We start from the raw sequence: 15,289 nt of genomic DNA on the forward strand, positions 1-15,289 counted from the left end.
GCACGGACCCGGTCCCCGGTGACGTAGGACGGACCCGGAGCCCGCTGACGTAGGTCAGGACCGCCCCCGCGCCCTGGGCCGGACCCGACGTGGCCGCCGTAGGACGGACCCGGGCCCGGCGCCGTGAGGCGGGGTGGGCCCGATGACCGTAGAGCGGCCGCCCGCTCAGAACAGGCGCAGCTTGTCGTCCTCGATGCCCCGCAGCGCGTCGTAGTCCAGGACCTGGCAGCCGATGCCCCGGTCGGTCGCCAGGACGCGGGCCTGCGGCTTGATCTCCTGCGCCGCGAAGACTCCGCGGACCGGGGCCAGATGCGGATCGCGGTTCAACAGCTCCAGATAGCGGGTGAGTTGCTCCACGCCGTCGATCTCGCCGCGCCGCTTGATCTCCACCGCGACGGTCTGCCCCTCGGCGTCCCGGCACAGGATGTCGACCGGGCCGATGGCCGTCATGTACTCGCGGCGGATCAGCGTGTAGCCCTCGCCGAGGGTCTCGATGCGGTCGGCGAGCAGCTCCTGCAGGTGCGCTTCCACGCCGTCCTTGATCAGCCCGGGGTCCACGCCGAGTTCGTGCGAGGAGTCGTGGAGGACTTCCTCCATCGTGATGATGAGCTTCTCGCCCGCTTTGTTGACGACGGTCCAGACGCCGTCCTCGGCGTCCACACCCTCCTTCAGCGTGCAGGGCGGCGACATCCAGTTCAGGGGCTTGTAGGCGCGGTCGTCCGCGTGGATCGAGACGCTGCCGTCCGCCTTCACCAGGATCAGACGGGGCGCTGACGGCAGGTGGGCGGTGAGCCGGCCCGCGTAGTCGACGGAGCATCGGGCAATGACGAGACGCATGGTCGGCAACGCTACTCGACCGGGGGCGGTGCGCGCGAAGCACCCGGTCCTCCGCGGCCAGTGGGCGGTCGGGGCGGCCCTCGGGGTCGCCCCTTTTTTCCCTGGATAACCCGTGTTCACTTATGGCCGATTGTGTGCCCAACCGGCCTGGCCTGTACGTGCATTCGCCTGGTGGGCCCCCGCTCTGTTGCCTACCGTAGTGAACGGGAGGTCGCGATATGTGTACACAACGTGTTCGGTATCGCGCACTCCCTTATCTGACCGGCAACCCCTGTTGTTCGGGGGTGCGAGAGGAGAACCCATGTCGCTCGACGTCTCACCGGCCCTACTCGAACAGGCCGAGCGAGGCGAGGTCGACGAAGCTGCCTTCGTCGACTGCGTCCGGACCTCCCTGCCCTACGCGTGGGAGATGATCAGCTCCCTGGTGGCCCAGCTGAAGGTGGACGGCGCGGTGTTTGCCGACAACCAGACGCCCCCGCCGGACGAGCAGGCACGCGGTCAGCTGCTGCGTGCGCTCGCGAGTGACGCCATACGCGGTGCGCTGCAGCGGCACTTCGGTGTGCGGCTGGCCTTCCAGAACTGCCACCGGGTGGCGGTGTTCCCGCTGGACGCCTCGGCCGACGACACCCTGAACCGCTTCACGTCGGTGCGCAGCCAGCTGCTCAACCAGTCGCCGGAACTCCGGGACTGCTGACGCAGTAGGTCGCCTGCTTGCCGCTCCTTCCGCGGGAGGTGCATGGAGTGACGGGGCGGCAAGCCATCCCGCGACGCGACCCGCTCAGCCCAGGTGGGGCAGTACCTCGGCGCCGAGCCGCCGTACGTTCTCCTCCGTGGCCGCCAGATCGCCGGAGCCCTCGACGAGCAGGGCGAAGCGGGAGACGCCGGTCCGCTCGGAGGTCGCCGCGAGCCGGTCCGCGCACAGCCGTGGGGTGCCCACCGGGTGCAGCCCGCAGAGCAGTTCGGTGTACTCCAGCGGGTCGCGCATCCGGCGGGAGCGGCCGTCCACCGTGACATGGGCGTCCAGCCCCTGCCTCAGCCAGCCGGGCATCGCCTTCGTCAGCGTCTCCACCGCGTCGGTGCGCCGGTCCGCGATCTGGCAGACGCCCGCCGAGACATGGGCGGCGCCCCGGGCCTCGTCCGCCGGCCGCCCCGCCTCCCGCGCGCACCGCTGCCACAGGGCGACCATCTCGGCCTTCTCCTCGTCGCCGACGTGCATGCCGAGCAGCATCGGCAGCCCGCGCTCGGCGGCCAGCCGTACACTCGCGGGGGAGGTGCAGGCGACCACGACCTCGGGGCCCGCCACCTCGGTGAGGGCCTCCGAGGGGCGGGGGACCACGGGGACCTCACGGAAGGTGAATCGTTCCCCCGAGGCGGACACGGTGGACTCGCGCAGCCAGCGCACCAGCAGATCGAGTGATTCCGGGAACCCCTCCTCGTACGCCCGCAGACCCGTCCCGAAGACCTCCAGGTCCACCCACGGGCCGCCGCGTCCCACGCCCAGCGAGAACCGGCCGCCGCTCGTCACGTGCAGCAGCGCGGCCTGTTCGCCGAGCGCGACCGGGTGGACGGTGGGCAGCACACTGATCGCCGTGCCCACCCGCAGACGGCGGGTGCGGCCGAGCAGCAGCGCGGCCAGGGTGACGGCGGACGGACACGTGCCGTAGGGCACGAAGTGGTGCTCGGCCAGCCAGACCGAGTCGAGCCCGGCCTCCTCGGCGACCTCGGCGGAGCGGACCGCCCGGTGCAGCGCCTCCCCCTGGCCCTGGCCCGGGAACTGGGCCGCCAACACGAAACTTCCTACGCGCATTGCATTTCCTGCTTCCTCGGCTCCGACCCGGAGCTCCCCCACCCGGCATAACCGGTCGACACGTGCCGAGGACACGGCCTGGCGAAGAGATTTGCGGATTGTCTGCGGAATGGGCCGCCCAGGAAGGGGAGATGCGGGAGGTCGGCGCCCTCGGCGCCGTACGCGTACCCCTCCCGGCGCCACGTAGGCTGGATGGGACCCGTGCTTCCCGTACCGCTCCGAGAGGTGTCCTGTGTCCCCGCGTCGCAACCGATCCAAGGGGTCCGGCTCGTCCGGCTCGTCCGGCCGGAGCGCCGAGGACGACCCGGCGGGCCGCTACGGCGGCTGGCAGTCCTCGGAGAGCTGGCAGGGCGAGGAGTGGAGCGTGCGCCATGTGGCGGGCGCGAGCGCGCAGGGCAAGACATACCGCTGCCCGGGCTGCGACCAGATGATCGCCTCCGGCGTCCCGCACGTGGTGGCCTGGCCCGAACACGCGGGCGTGGACGACCGCCGGCACTGGCACAAGGCCTGCTGGAACGCGAAGGACCGCCGCACCACACGGGTGCAGCGGTCCCGGAACGCGCCGCGGTTCTGAGCTACGGGTCAGACGTCCCGCTTCTGCAGCAGCGCCCAGGCGCCGGCGAAGGCCACGGCCGTCACGCCCATGATGATCCACAGTGGGTCCAGGCCGGTGGGGCCCGAGCCGTTCAGGGATTCGCCGTACAGCACGCCGAGCTGACTCGGGATCGAGTACTCCAGCAGAAACCTCTGCAGGCCACGCAGCGAGTCCGCGAACAGGAACATCGCGATGACCAGCGGGGCCAGCAGCAGGCCGATCATGATCGTGATGGCGCCGGCCGAGTGCCGGACGATCGAACCGATCAACAGCGAGAGCAGCCCGAGCAGCGCGACGTACAGGCCGATGCCGACCGTTCCCTTCAGCCACTGTGCCGCGGCGGGATGCGCCAGGCCGTTGCTCGCCAGCATCGACGTCTGGAGCAGGCCGACCAGCGCGGCGGACACCGTGGTGGTCACGAAGGCGACGCCGAAGAACACGATCGCCTTCGCGAGCAGTACCCGGGTGCGGCTGGGGCAGGCCGTCATGGTCGTACGGATCATCCCGGTGCCGTACTCCGAGGCGGTCGTCAGCACGCCGAGTGTGATCATGCAGATGCTGCCGGTCAGGACTCCGCCGATGCCCAGGCCGAGGGGCGCCTCGCCCCCCAGGTGCGCGTCCGAGGCGGCGACGATCACCGCGAAGAGCAGGCCGAGGCCGAGCATGAGGACCACGAACACCCCGAGCGTCCACATCGTGGAGCGCACCGACTTGATCTTGGTCCACTCCGACGCGACCGCGTGTCCGAGGTGCGTGGGCACGACCGGGATCGGCGAGGTGTAGCCGGACGGGGGAGAACCGGCCGCCTGCTGCCAGGCGGGCCCGGCCTGCGGCATCGGGGTCTGGGGCGAGCTCATCGGGCGTCCTCGGGCTTGGTCGGGTCGGCGGGAGCGTCGTGGAGGCCGGCCGCCGGGGCGCCGGGATGCTCCTGCGGCGGCGCGAACGGCTGTCCGCCCTGCCGGGGCGGCGGCGGGGCGTACCAGCCGGGCTGGCCCTGCCCCGGCACCGGCATCGGCGGCTCGGCGCCGGGCGGCAGCGGCTGCATCAGCCCCGCCTTCTGGTCGATGGTGGAGCGGTAGTCGACGGCGGCCTGCGTCATCCGCATGTACGCCTCCTCCAGCGAGGCCTGATGCGGCGACAGCTCCCACAGCCGTACGTCGCTGTCGTGCGCGATGTCGCTGATGCGGGGCAGCGGCAGTCCCGTGACCCGCAGCGCGCCGTCCTGCTCCGGCAGGACGTGCCCGCCCGCCTCGGTCAGCGCCGAGGTCAGCTTCTCCCGCTGCTGCGGCTCGGCGTCGGGGGTGCGCACCCGCGCGAAGCCCGCCGAGTTGGCGGCGATGAACTCCCGCACGCTCATGTCGGCGAGCAGCTGCCCGCGTCCGATGACGATGAGGTGGTCGGCGGTCAGCGCCATCTCGCTCATGAGGTGACTGGAGACGAACACGGTCCGCCCCTCGGCCGCCAGCGACTTCATCAGATTCCGCACCCAGAGGATGCCCTCGGGGTCGAGACCGTTCACCGGCTCGTCGAACAGCAGCACCTGCGGGTCGCCCAGCAGGGCCGCGGCGATGCCGAGCCGCTGGCCCATGCCGAGGGAGAAGCCCTTGGACCGCTTTCCGGCCACGTCCTGCAGGCCGACCACGCCCAGCACCTCGTCCACGCGCCGGGCCGGGATGCCCGACAGCTGGGCCAGGGACAGCAGGTGGTTGCGGGCGGACCGGCCGCCGTGCACGGCCTTGGCGTCCAGCAGGGCACCGACCTGGCGGGGGGCGTTGGGCAGGTCGCGGTAGGGGTGACCGCCGATCGTCACCGTGCCCGCGGTGGGGTTGTCCAGGCCGAGGATCATCCGCATGGTCGTCGACTTGCCCGAGCCGTTCGGCCCCAGGAAGCCGGTGACGGCGCCGGGCCGCACCTGGAAGGAGAGGTTGTACACGGCGGTCTTGTCGCCATAGCGCTTGGTCAGGCCGACTGCCTCGATCATGCTCCGCACCCATCGGAAGGTTCAGGACAGCGGGGCCACGCCCCCGTAAGGGTTAGGAGGATATCGGGGAGCCGACGGTTCCCCTCAAGGGCGAGTAAAAAGCACCGGGGCGAACAGGCCAGGCCGCAGGGGCTCTCTTACGGATCTTGGGAGTCCCTAGGCGTCCCGCCTCCGCAGCACCGCGTAACCGCCGGCGAGGGACGCGACCACCCACAGCAGCATGATGCCGAGGCCGCCCCAGGGCCCGTACGGGGTGTCGTCGCCGGCCCGGGGGAGCACCTCCAGGATCCGGCTGCCGGCCTGGTCCGGCAGGAACTGGCCGGCCTTCTTCGTCGCCGACACGTTGCCGAGGATGTTGGAGACGAGGAAGAAGAACGGCATCAGGATGCCGAGCGACAGCATCGGCGAGCGCAGCATCGCGGCGACCCCCATCGAGAACACCGCGATCAGGGTCATGTAGAGGCCGCCACCGACCACCGCCCGCAGCACCCCCGGGTCGCCCAGCGACGTCCGCAGCGGGCCGAGCACCGTCTGCCCGAGGAAGAACGCGGCGAAGCTGGTGGCCGTCCCGACCACCAGCGCGAGGCCGGCGGCGACCGCCACCTTGCTGAAGAGGAAGGTCCCGCGCCGCGGCACGGCGGCCAGCGACGGGCGGATCATGCCGGTGCTGTACTCGTTGGACACCACCAGCACCCCGAACACGATCATCGCGAGCTGCCCGAGCGTCATGCCCGCGAAGCTGACGTAGGTCGGGTCGAAGGTGGTCCGGTCCCGCGGGCCCATCCGGCCGGACTCGTTCTTCGACAGGGCCGAGATCAGCATGCCGAGGGCGACGGTGACGACCACGGCCAGGGACAGCGTCCACACCGTGGAGGCCACCGACCGGATCTTCGTCCACTCGGACCGGATCACCTGGGTCGCCGCCATGCCTCAGCCCTCCGTCTGCCAGTCGCCGCCCCACGGACGGCCGGGTGTCTCCGCGTGCGCGTGGTACTCCACCGTCCCGGCGGTGAGCCGCATGAACGCCTCCTCCAGCGAGGACTGCCGGACGCTCAGCTCGTGCAGCACGACGTGGTGCCGCGCGGCCAGTTCGCCGATGTGCTCCGGCTTGCCGCCGTCCACCTCCAGCAGTCCGCCCCCGGCCTCGACCGCCGTGATCCCGGCCCCCTGCAGCGCGTCCAGCAGCCGCTCGCGCTCCGGGGTGCGGATGCGCACGAAGGAGCGGGAGTGGCGCTCGATGAACTCGGACATGGAGGTGTCGGCCAGCAGCCGGCCCTGCCCGATGACGACCAGATGGTCGGCGGTCAGCGCCATCTCGCTCATCAGATGGGAGGAGACGAAGACCGTACGGCCCTGGGCGGCCAGCGATCTCATCAGGCCGCGGATCCAGTGGATGCCCTCGGGATCCAGGCCGTTGACCGGCTCGTCGAACATGAGGATGCGCGGGTCGCCGAGGAGCGCGCCGGCGATGCCGAGCCGCTGGCTCATGCCGAGCGAGAAGCCCTTCGCCTTCTTCCGCGCGACCGGGGTGAGGCCGACGGTGTCGAGGACCTCGTGCACCCGGGCGGTGGGGATGCCGTTGCTCTGGGCGAGGCACAGCAGATGGTGGAAGGCGGTACGCCCGCCGTGCACGGACTTGGCGTCGAGCAGGGCGCCGATGGACGTCAGCGGATCCCGCAGCCGGTGGTAGGGGCGGCCGTCGATGCGGACGTCCCCGGCCGTCGGGTGGTCCAGACCCAGGATCATGCGCATGGTGGTGGACTTCCCGGCGCCGTTGGGGCCGAGGAAGCCCGTGACGGTGCCCGGCCGGACGGTGAAGGTGAGGTCGTCGACCGCCAGTTTCCCGCCGTACCGCTTGGTCAGCCCATCGAGCTCGATCATGCGGCCACGCTAGGACGGCACGAAGCCCTCCGCCACTTCAGTGGCGGAGGGCTCCGCGAGGTTCAGCCCGCTGCGCGGGACGGTGTCACCGGCTCTGCTGCGCCGGGACGCCGCGGGAGATCGGCTCGTCCTCGGCGGGCGTGCCCGCGGCGGCCACCGCGGCACCCGTGAGGGTCGCCAGCATCTCGCGCACGTTCGTCAGCTGGGCGTTGATGGAGTCGCGGCGGTTGGTCAGCGCGGCGAGCTCACGCTCGGACTCGGAACGGATCCGGTCGGCCTTGGCGTTGGCGTCGGCCACGATGTCCTCGGCCTGGCGCTGGGCGGTCTCCACCGTCTGGCGGGCGCGGCGCTCGGCGTCGGTGCGCAGCTTCTCGGCCTCCAGGCGCAGCTGCTCGGCGCGGTGCTCGATCTCCGCGAGCCGCTTCTCGGCCTTGGCCTGACGGGAGGCCAGGTCGCGCTCGGACTGCTCGCGGCGCTTGGCGAGGTTCGTCTCGAAGTCGGCGGCGGCCTGCGCGGCCTTGGCGCGGGTCTCCTCGAAGAGGGCGTCCGCCTCCTCGCGCTTGGACTGCGCGTCCTTCTGCGCCTCGGAGCGCAGTTGGGAGGCCTCGCCCTTGGCCTTCTCGACGATCCGGACGCCCTCGTCCTCGGCCTTGGCCTTGCGCTCCGCGGCGAACGACTCCGCGTCGTTGCGCACCTGCTGGGCCGCCGACTCGGCGAGCTCACGGTGCTGCTCGGCCGCGCGCCGGGCCTCGTCCCGCAGGTCCTTCGCCTCCTCCTCGGCGAGGCGGAGGATCTTCTCGACCCGCGCGCCGAGACCCGCGTACGACGGCTCGGCGTCGGTGACCTGGGCCTGGGCGTTCTGCGTTTCGAGGTGGAGCTCCTCGATGCGCTTCTCCAGAGCGGTGATGCGGGCGAGAGCGCTGTCACGGTCGGAGACGAGCTTGGAGATACGTTCGTCCACCTGAGCGCGGTCGTACCCACGCCGCACAAGCTCGAAGCCGTAGGGGGAAGTGTCGCTCATGGGGTTCCTGTCGAATGAGACCGGTGAGGTGATAGGTGGAATCCTAGGCGCCTTAGCGGCGTGTCATCGAGCGGATACGCGTTTGATCTGGAGAATGACACCTCTTTTGGGTGGCTGACCGCCGGACGGGTTGCGCGAGAACCGGGCAAAGGGTCCCAGAAGACACGTAAACCGCCACCGGCGCTAGTTCTCCGACGACTTGCCACCCGATCGTGGGGCACCGACCGTGGCTCCCGCCTTGACACCGCCGTCCTTGCCGCCCGCCGGGGCCTCGAAAGACTCCAACGCCTCCAGGACGTCCTGGACACGGGAGATCTCGGTATTGATGTCCTCGCGGCGCCGCACCAGGATCTCCAGCTCGCGCTTGCCCTCCTCGACCGTGCGCCGCGCCTCGCGGATCGCCTCGGCCTTGAGGTCCTCGGCCTCCTTCACGAGCGCCGACTTCTTCTGCTCGGCCTCCTTGAGCAGGCCCTCGGCCTTCTTGACCGCGGCGATACGCACCTTGCCCGCCTCGGAGTTGGCCTCCGAGACGATCTCCTTGGCCTTCGCCTGCGCCTTGGCCAGCTGCTCCTCGGCGGCCTTGATGAGCGCGTCGCAGCGGTCGCCGGCCGACCTCATCGTCTCGGCGGACTCGCGACGGGCGCGCTCGTGCAGCTCCTCGATCTCGGTGGTGAGGCGGTCGCGCAGCTCCTCCGCGCGCTCCCGGATGGCGGTGGCGTCCCGGCGGGCGCCGACGAGCAGTTCGTTCGCGTCCGTACGGGCCTTCTCCACCAGCCCGTTGCCCTCGACGGTCGCCTCGGAAAGGATCCGGTCGGCCTCCTTGCGGGCCGCGCCCACCATGGTGTCCGCCTGGGCCTCCGCTTCCGCCTTGGCCTTCACCGCGCTCTGCTGGGCCTCGGTGAGCAGCTTGTCGGCCTCGGCCGTGGTCTCGGTGATGAGCGTGTCGACCTGCTCGGCCGCCTCCGAACGCCGCTTGTTGGCGTCCTTGCGGGCCTCGTCCAGCGTCCGCTCCGCCTCCTCGCGGGCCGCCGACACCAGCCGCTCGGCCTCGGCCTCCGCGTCGGCCCTGACCCGCCCGGACTCGGCGCGGACCCGCTCCGCGTGCGTCTGTGCGGACCCGACGGTCTCCGCGGCCTCGGCGCGCAGCCGCTCCGCGTCCCCGGTGGCGTCCGCGATCAGCTTCTCGGCCCTGGCGATCGCGTCGGCACGCACCCGGTCGGCCTCGGCCACCGTCTCCGTCTGCAGCCGCTCGGCCTCGCCCCGCGCCTCGGAGATCAGCGTGTCCGCCTGCGTCGCCGCGTCCGCCCGCATCCGGTTGGCGTCCTCGCGAGCCTCCGCGCGGGTGCGTGTGGCGTCCTGCTCGGCCTGCGCGACGGTGTCGGCGGCCTCGGTGCGCAGGCGCCGGGCGTGCTCGGAGACGTCCGCGCGGATCCGCTCCGCCTCGGCGACCGCCTCGGACACGGTGTGCTCCGCGAGCGCCTTGGCGGCCGCGGTCTCCTCCTGCGCCTCGCGCCGCAGCCGGCCCGCGTCCTCGCCGGCCCGCTCCCGCTCCGCGTAGGCGTCGGCGCGGACCCGGTCGGCCTCCTCCTCGGCCTCCCGCCGGGTGCGGTCCGCCGCGTGCTCCGCGGCGGAGCGCAGACCGGTGATCTCCTCCTGCGCCTGCTCGTGCAGTCCGGCGACGGAGTCCCGCACCTGCTGCGCGTGCTGCTCGGCGGCGGACACCATCTCGCCGGCGCGCCGGTCGGCCTCCTCCACCAGACGGGTGGCCTCGGCCTGCGCCTCCTCCACCCGCTTGCGCGCGGAGGCCAGCAACTCCTCGCTCTGCTCGCGGGCCCGCTCCCGCTCCTGGTCGGCCTCCTGCCGCGCCGCGCCGAGCAGTTCCTCGGCCTCGCGGCGGCGGCGGGCGGCCTCCTCCTGCGCGGCGGCCAGTGTCTCGGACGCCTCGGCGCCCAGGCGCTCGGCGGCGGCCTGCGCCTCCGCGCGGACCCGGTCGGCGGTGTCCTGGGCCTCCGCCTTGAGCCGCTCGGCCTCGGCGGCGGCCTCCGAGCGCAGGCGTACGGCGACGGCCTCGCCCTCGGCTCGGGAGGCGGACGCGTCGGAGGCGGCCTCGGTGCGCAGCCGGTCGGCCTCCTCGTCCGCCTGCTGCCGGAGCGTGCGGATGCGCTCGGCGGCCTCGCCGCGCAGCCGGTCGGCCTCCTCGGCGGCCTCGCGGCGGATCCGCGCGGCCGCCTCACGGGCGTCGGTCAGCGCCTGCTCGGCGGCGGCGAGCCGCTGCTCGGCCTCGGTGTGCAGCCGCGTCAGGTCCCGGGCGGCCTCGTCCTGCCGGGCGGTCAGGGCCCGCTCGGTCTCCTCGCGCAGCTCGCCCGCGGCCCGCTCCGCCTCGTCACGGATCGACTCGGCCTGCTCGGTCGCCTCGGCGCGCAGCCGCTCGGCCTCCTTGCGGGTGCGCTCCAGGGTCTCCTCGGCCTGCCGGCGCAGCGTGGTGGCCCGCTCGATGGCCTCGGTGCGGACCTTCTCGCTGTCGGTCTGGGCGGTGCCGCGCAGCTCGTCGGCATCGGCCTTGGCCTTCGCCAGCAGCTCCTCGGCGGACCTCGCCGCCTCCTCGATCTGCTGGACCGCCTCGCGCCGGGCCTCGGCGCGGATCCGCTCGCCCTCGGCGACCGCGTCGGCGCGCAGCTGCTCGGCGTCGCCGCGCAGCCGGCGGGCCTCCTCCTGCAGCTCGACCGTCTTGGCGCGGTACTCCTTGGTGTCGTCCTTGGCCGCGCCCTTGAGCTGTGCGGCGATGTCGTGCGCCTCGGCGCGCAGCCGGTCCGCCTCGGCCTCGGCCTCGGTGCGGATCCGCTCGGCCTCCTCGGCGGCGGCCTTGGTGGTGTTCTTGGCCTCCTCCGAGGCCTTGTTGAGGACGTCCTCGGCGGTCTTGGCCGCCTTGGACAGCTGGGTGGCGCTCTCCTCGGCGGTGATCGTGCGGGCCTTCTCGGCGGCCTCCGCGACGATCTTCTCGGCCTCGGCGCGGGCGTCGGCGACCAGCTGCTCGGCGTCGGAGCGGGTGTTCTCCGCCTCCTTGGTGGCCTCCTCGACCAGCCGGGCGACCTGCTCCTTCGCGGTCCGGGTGCGCTGCTCGTTGGTGGACTCGGCGGCGGACAGGGCCTTGGCCGCGGCCTCCTTGGCCTCGGCGACCAGCTTCTCGGACTCGCTGCGCGCCTCGCGCAGCGCCTGCTCCGCCTCGGCCATCCGCTGCTCGGCGGCCCGGCTCAGCTCGGCGGCCTGACGGCGGGCGCTGTCCGACTCGGTGACGGTGGAGGAGCGCAGCTGCTCGGCGTGGTCGGTGGCCTCCTGGGCCTGCGTGGAGGCGGCGTTGAGCAGCCGCTCGGCGTCCGTGCGGGCGCGGCGCAGGATCTGCTCGGCCTCCGCGCGGGCCGTCTCGGCGTCGCTCTGCAGCCGCTGCCGGGCCTCGGAGACCAGCCGCTCGGCCTCGGCGCGGGCGGCGGCCATCGCCTGCTCGGCCTCGGCGCGGGACTCGTCGAGGAGGCGGCGGGCCTGCTGCTCGGTACGGGAGCGCAGCTGGTCGGCCCACGCCACGTTCTCGTTGACGTGCGACTCGACGGTCTGCCGGCGCTCGGCGAGCTCCTGGTCGAGCTGCTGGCGGCGGGTGACCGCCTCCTGGTGCAGTTCCGCCTGGAGCCGGGCCGCGTTCTCGGCGTGCTCCTGGAGGATGCGCTGGGTCTGTGCCCGGGCCTGGCTCAGCTCGCGCTCGGCGTCGGCGCGGATCTGGTCGGCCTGCATCTGCGCGTTCCGCAGCAGCTGCTCGGCCTGGTAGCCGATGTCCGCGCTGTCGTAGGCGGGCCGGGTCATGATGGTGCGCCGCGCCTCGTGCAGCTTGGCGCGCAGCACCTCGACCTGGTAGCCGAGGTCCTCGGCGTGCTGGATCGCCTTTTCCCGCTCGGTCTTCAGCCGCTCCATCTCGGCCTCGAACCGAGAGAGGTGGTCGACGTCAGCCGCCGGCTCTCGCTCCTGGCGTTCGTAGCCCCGCACTGCGCGGTCCCATCCGTCCCCTGGTCGCAAGCTTCTCCAAACGAGCTCCGTCCATCCGCCGAACGGGGCCCCCGGGGAATGGTGTCAGATCAACGGCGGAGCCCGGGCTGCTGCCCCGACGCTCGTCCCCCGAAAACCGGACCCCGGAAAGCGGTCGTCCCTGTTTCGGGGACGACCGCCCCCAACCCTACCGGCCCTTATGTACGAGGGTCAGTGCTCAGCCGACTCAACAGGCGCCGAAGTGACCAGTTCTGTCAGGACGCCATGACAATCCTTGGGGTGCAGGAAGGTGATCCGTGACCCCATGGAGCCGCGTCGGGGCTCCTCGTACAGGACGCGTACGCCCTTGTCGCGGATGCCGGCGGCGTCGGCGTCGACGTCCGCCGTGCCGAAGGCGATGTGGTGGACTCCCTCGCCGTTCTTGGCCAGCCACTTCGCGACGGTGGAGTCCTCGCGGGTCGGTTCGAGGAGCTGGAGGTAGGAGGCGCCGCCGTCGGACGTCTCGTTGATCTTGAGCATGGCCTCCCGCACACCCTGCTCCTCGTTGACCTCGGTGTGGAACACCTCGAAGCCGTAGGTGGCACGGTAGAACTCGACGGTGGCGTCGAGGTCGTGGCAGGCGATCCCGATGTGGTCGATTCGCGTCAGCATGAATTCAGTGCAGCGCTCCGGAGGTGGTTACGCAACGTGCGCGCGATCACACCGGCCGCCCGATGACGGGGCGGACTACCCCTCAGTACATTCGAAGTAAACCCTCGTTCACTCCTCGGCTGTGCAGGCCGGTAAGGGGATCCAGCTCATGTCTTCTGGAACGAACAGCTCAGTGATCGTCGCGGGCGCGCGTACGCCCATGGGACGCCTGCTGGGCTCGCTCAAGTCCTTCTCCGGAGCCGACCTCGGCGGCTTCGCGATCAAGGCCGCCCTCGACCGTGCGGGGATCGGGGGCGACCAGGTCCAGTACGTCATCATGGGCCAGGTGCTGCAGGCCGGGGCGGGGCAGATCCCGGCCCGCCAGGCCGCGGTGAAGGCCGGCATCCCGATGAGCGTCCCGGCGCTCACCATCAACAAGGTGTGCCTGTCCGGCCTCGACGCGATCGCGCTGGCCGACCAGCTGATCCGCGCGGGTGAGTTCGACATCGTCGTCGCGGGCGGCCAGGAGTCCATGACCAACGCCCCCCACCTGCTGCCGAAGTCCCGCGAGGGCTTCAAGTACGGCGCGGTCCAGATGCTGGACGCGATGGCGTACGACGGTCTGACCGACTCCTTCGAGAACGTCGCCATGGGCGAGTCGACGGAGAAGCACAACGCGCGCCTGGGCATCACCCGCCCGGAGCAGGACGAGATCGCCGCCCTGTCGCACCAGCGCGCCGCCGCCGCCCAGAAGAACGGCGTCTTCGAGGCCGAGATCACCCCGGTCGAGATCCCACAGCGCAAGGGCGACCCGGTCCTGTTCAGCAAGGACGAGGGCATCCGCGGCGACACCACGGCGGAGAGCCTCGGCAAGCTGCGTCCGGCCTTCGCCAAGGACGGCACGATCACGGCCGGCTCGGCCTCGCAGATCTCGGACGGCGCGGCGGCCGTGGTCGTGATGAGCAAGGCCAAGGCGCAGGAGCTGGGCCTGGACTGGATCGCCGAGATCGGCGCCCACGGAAACGTGGCGGGCCCGGACAACTCCCTGCAGTCCCAGCCGTCCAACGCGATCCTGCACGCCCTGAAGAAGGAGGGCCTGGAGGTCGCCGACCTGGACCTGATCGAGATCAACGAGGCCTTCGCGGCCGTCGCCGTGCAGTCAATGAAGGACCTCGGCGTGTCCACGGAAAAGGTGAACGTCAACGGCGGCGCCATCGCCCTGGGTCACCCGATCGGCATGTCCGGCGCCCGTCTCGTGCTGCACCTGGCCCTGGAGCTGAAGCGTCGGGGCGGCGGCGTGGGCGCGGCCGCCCTGTGCGGTGGCGGCGGCCAGGGCGACGCCCTGATCGTCCGGGTCCCCAAGGCCTGATTCTCGTACGTCTTCCTCGTGATCGGAGTTGTGATGCAGGACGTCTCCTCTCTGGTGGCCCAGGCCAGGGAAGGCCGGCCGCGGGCCGTGGCCCGGCTGATCTCCCTGGTGGAGGGGGCGTCCCCGCAACTGAGGGAGGTCATGGCGGCGCTGGCGCCGCTCACCGGCAACGCCTACGTGGTCGGCCTCACCGGCTCGCCCGGAGTGGGGAAGTCGACCTCCACGTCGGCGCTGGTCACGGCGTACCGCAAGCAGGGCCGCCGGGTCGGCGTCCTGGCCGTCGACCCCTCGTCCCCGTTCTCCGGCGGCGCGCTGCTCGGCGACCGGGTGCGGATGTCGGAGCACGCCTCCGACCCGGGTGTCTACATCCGGTCCATGGCGACGCGCGGTCACCTCGGCGGCCTCGCCTGGGCCGCTCCGCAGGCGATCCGGGTGCTGGACGCGGCGGGCTGCGACGTGATCCTGGTCGAGACGGTCGGCGTCGGCCAGTCGGAGGTGGAGATCGCCTCCCAGGCGGACACCTCGGTGGTGCTGCTGGCCCCGGGCATGGGCGACGGCATCCAGGCGGCCAAGGCCGGCATCCTGGAGATCGGCGACGTGTACGTGGTCAACAAGGCGGACCGGGACGGCGCGGACGCGACCGCCCGCGAGCTGAACCACATGCTGGGCCTCGGGGAGGCCCGCGCCCCGGGCGACTGGCGCCCGCCCATCGTGAAGACGGTGGCGGCGCGCAGCGAGGGCGTCGACGAGGTCGTGGAGGCGCTGGAGAAGCACCGCGCCTGGATGGAGGAGCACGGGGTGCTGGCCGAGCGCCGGCTGGCCCGGGCGGCCCGCGAGGTGGAGACCATCGCGGTCACGGCCCTGCGCGAACGGATCGGCGACCTGCACGGTGACCGGCGGCTGAGCGCCCTGGCCGAGCGGATCGTCGCGGGCGACCTGGACCCGTACCGCGCGGCGGACGAGCTGGTGGCGGGGCTGACCGAGGCCTGAGGCGCGCTCTTCCCCGACGACGGCGGCGGGGGGGCCCCCCGGGGGGGGGGGGCGCCCCCCCCCGCGGGGGGGGGGGCCCCCCCCCCCCCGCCCGCGCCCCCCCCCCCCCCCCCAAGAAAGCACAAGGGGGTATGGGCTAGTACAAA

At 72.3% G+C, this 15,289-nt stretch carries 13 protein-coding genes; 4 read left to right on the forward strand and 9 right to left on the reverse strand.

What is annotated here, in order from left to right:
• Positions 1-165: 165 nt before the first annotated feature.
• The gene (nucS, locus tag ACF1A5_RS29945) at positions 166-837 is read right to left on the reverse strand and encodes an endonuclease NucS (protein WP_356195167.1); all 672 of its coding nucleotides are present in this window, start codon (positions 835-837) and stop codon (positions 166-168) included.
• A gap of 301 nt (positions 838-1,138) precedes the next feature.
• Between nucS and ACF1A5_RS29950 the strand changes: the two genes are divergently transcribed.
• A complete protein-coding gene (locus tag ACF1A5_RS29950) occupies positions 1,139-1,531 on the forward strand; it encodes an SCO5389 family protein (protein ID WP_392196004.1) in 393 nt (130 codons plus the stop codon).
• Positions 1,532-1,615: 84 nt separating this feature from the next.
• Here the strand turns inward: ACF1A5_RS29950 and ACF1A5_RS29955 are convergent, their stop codons facing one another.
• Positions 1,616-2,644, reverse strand: a complete 1,029-nt coding sequence (locus ACF1A5_RS29955; protein WP_392196005.1) for an LLM class flavin-dependent oxidoreductase — start codon at positions 2,642-2,644, stop codon at positions 1,616-1,618.
• A gap of 232 nt (positions 2,645-2,876) precedes the next feature.
• Between ACF1A5_RS29955 and ACF1A5_RS29960 the strand changes: the two genes are divergently transcribed.
• On the forward strand, positions 2,877-3,218 hold the full coding sequence (locus ACF1A5_RS29960; protein WP_392196006.1) for an ATP/GTP-binding protein: 342 nt from the start codon (positions 2,877-2,879) through the stop codon (positions 3,216-3,218).
• Positions 3,219-3,226: 8 nt separating this feature from the next.
• On the opposite strand, the gene ACF1A5_RS29965 is transcribed toward ACF1A5_RS29960, so the two are convergent.
• The 7 genes from ACF1A5_RS29965 to mce form a co-directional block, all read right to left on the reverse strand.
• On the reverse strand, positions 3,227-4,096 hold the full coding sequence (locus ACF1A5_RS29965) for an ABC transporter permease (protein ID WP_392196007.1): 870 nt from the start codon (positions 4,094-4,096) through the stop codon (positions 3,227-3,229).
• The gene (locus tag ACF1A5_RS29970) at positions 4,093-5,220 is read right to left on the reverse strand and encodes an ABC transporter ATP-binding protein (protein ID WP_392196008.1); all 1,128 of its coding nucleotides are present in this window, start codon (positions 5,218-5,220) and stop codon (positions 4,093-4,095) included. The genes ACF1A5_RS29965 and ACF1A5_RS29970 overlap by 4 nt, the downstream gene beginning before the upstream one ends.
• Positions 5,221-5,376: 156 nt before the next feature.
• The gene (locus ACF1A5_RS29975) at positions 5,377-6,147 is read right to left on the reverse strand and encodes an ABC transporter permease (protein ID WP_392196009.1); all 771 of its coding nucleotides are present in this window, start codon (positions 6,145-6,147) and stop codon (positions 5,377-5,379) included.
• 3 nt (positions 6,148-6,150) lie between these two features.
• A complete protein-coding gene (locus ACF1A5_RS29980; RefSeq protein WP_392196010.1) occupies positions 6,151-7,101 on the reverse strand; it encodes an ABC transporter ATP-binding protein in 951 nt (316 codons plus the stop codon).
• Positions 7,102-7,186: 85 nt separating this feature from the next.
• Positions 7,187-8,122: a cellulose-binding protein gene (locus tag ACF1A5_RS29985; protein WP_392196011.1), complete on the reverse strand. Its 936-nt coding sequence runs from the start codon at positions 8,120-8,122 to the stop codon at positions 7,187-7,189.
• A 183-nt stretch (positions 8,123-8,305) separates the two neighbouring features.
• Positions 8,306-12,154 carry a polarized growth protein Scy gene (gene scy, locus ACF1A5_RS29990; protein WP_392196012.1) on the reverse strand — a complete coding sequence of 1,283 codons (3,849 nt, stop codon included), beginning with the start codon at positions 12,152-12,154 and terminating at the stop codon, positions 8,306-8,308.
• A 210-nt stretch (positions 12,155-12,364) separates the two neighbouring features.
• Positions 12,365-12,805, reverse strand: a complete 441-nt coding sequence (gene mce, locus ACF1A5_RS29995; RefSeq protein WP_392196013.1) for a methylmalonyl-CoA epimerase — start codon at positions 12,803-12,805, stop codon at positions 12,365-12,367.
• A gap of 148 nt (positions 12,806-12,953) precedes the next feature.
• Between mce and ACF1A5_RS30000 the strand changes: the two genes are divergently transcribed.
• Positions 12,954-14,153: an acetyl-CoA C-acetyltransferase gene (locus ACF1A5_RS30000; protein WP_392196014.1), complete on the forward strand. Its 1,200-nt coding sequence runs from the start codon at positions 12,954-12,956 to the stop codon at positions 14,151-14,153.
• A gap of 33 nt (positions 14,154-14,186) precedes the next feature.
• A complete protein-coding gene (meaB, locus tag ACF1A5_RS30005) occupies positions 14,187-15,143 on the forward strand; it encodes a methylmalonyl Co-A mutase-associated GTPase MeaB (protein WP_392196044.1) in 957 nt (318 codons plus the stop codon).
• Positions 15,144-15,289: the final 146 nt, after the last annotated feature.

The organism is Streptomyces sp. NPDC014864, assembly GCF_043081525.1.
Taxonomy (GTDB): Bacteria; Actinomycetota; Actinomycetes; order Streptomycetales; family Streptomycetaceae; genus Streptomyces.

Excerpts from the sequence above, each read along its gene's own strand:
- nucS (WP_356195167.1), bottom strand. The coding sequence starts at position 837 with ATGCGTCTCGTCATTGCCCGATGCTCCGTCGACTACGCGGGCCGGCTC.
- ACF1A5_RS29950 (WP_392196004.1), top strand. The coding sequence starts at position 1,139 with ATGTCGCTCGACGTCTCACCGGCCCTACTCGAACAGGCCGAGCGAGGC.
- ACF1A5_RS29955 (WP_392196005.1), bottom strand. The coding sequence starts at position 2,644 with ATGCGCGTAGGAAGTTTCGTGTTGGCGGCCCAGTTCCCGGGCCAGGGC.
- ACF1A5_RS29965 (WP_392196007.1), bottom strand. The coding sequence starts at position 4,096 with ATGAGCTCGCCCCAGACCCCGATGCCGCAGGCCGGGCCCGCCTGGCAG.
- ACF1A5_RS29970 (WP_392196008.1), bottom strand. The coding sequence starts at position 5,220 with ATGATCGAGGCAGTCGGCCTGACCAAGCGCTATGGCGACAAGACCGCC.
- ACF1A5_RS29975 (WP_392196009.1), bottom strand. The coding sequence starts at position 6,147 with ATGGCGGCGACCCAGGTGATCCGGTCCGAGTGGACGAAGATCCGGTCG.
- ACF1A5_RS29980 (WP_392196010.1), bottom strand. The coding sequence starts at position 7,101 with ATGATCGAGCTCGATGGGCTGACCAAGCGGTACGGCGGGAAACTGGCG.
- ACF1A5_RS29985 (WP_392196011.1), bottom strand. The coding sequence starts at position 8,122 with ATGAGCGACACTTCCCCCTACGGCTTCGAGCTTGTGCGGCGTGGGTAC.
- mce (WP_392196013.1), bottom strand. The coding sequence starts at position 12,805 with ATGCTGACGCGAATCGACCACATCGGGATCGCCTGCCACGACCTCGAC.
- ACF1A5_RS30000 (WP_392196014.1), top strand. The coding sequence starts at position 12,954 with ATGTCTTCTGGAACGAACAGCTCAGTGATCGTCGCGGGCGCGCGTACG.
- meaB (WP_392196044.1), top strand. The coding sequence starts at position 14,187 with ATGCAGGACGTCTCCTCTCTGGTGGCCCAGGCCAGGGAAGGCCGGCCG.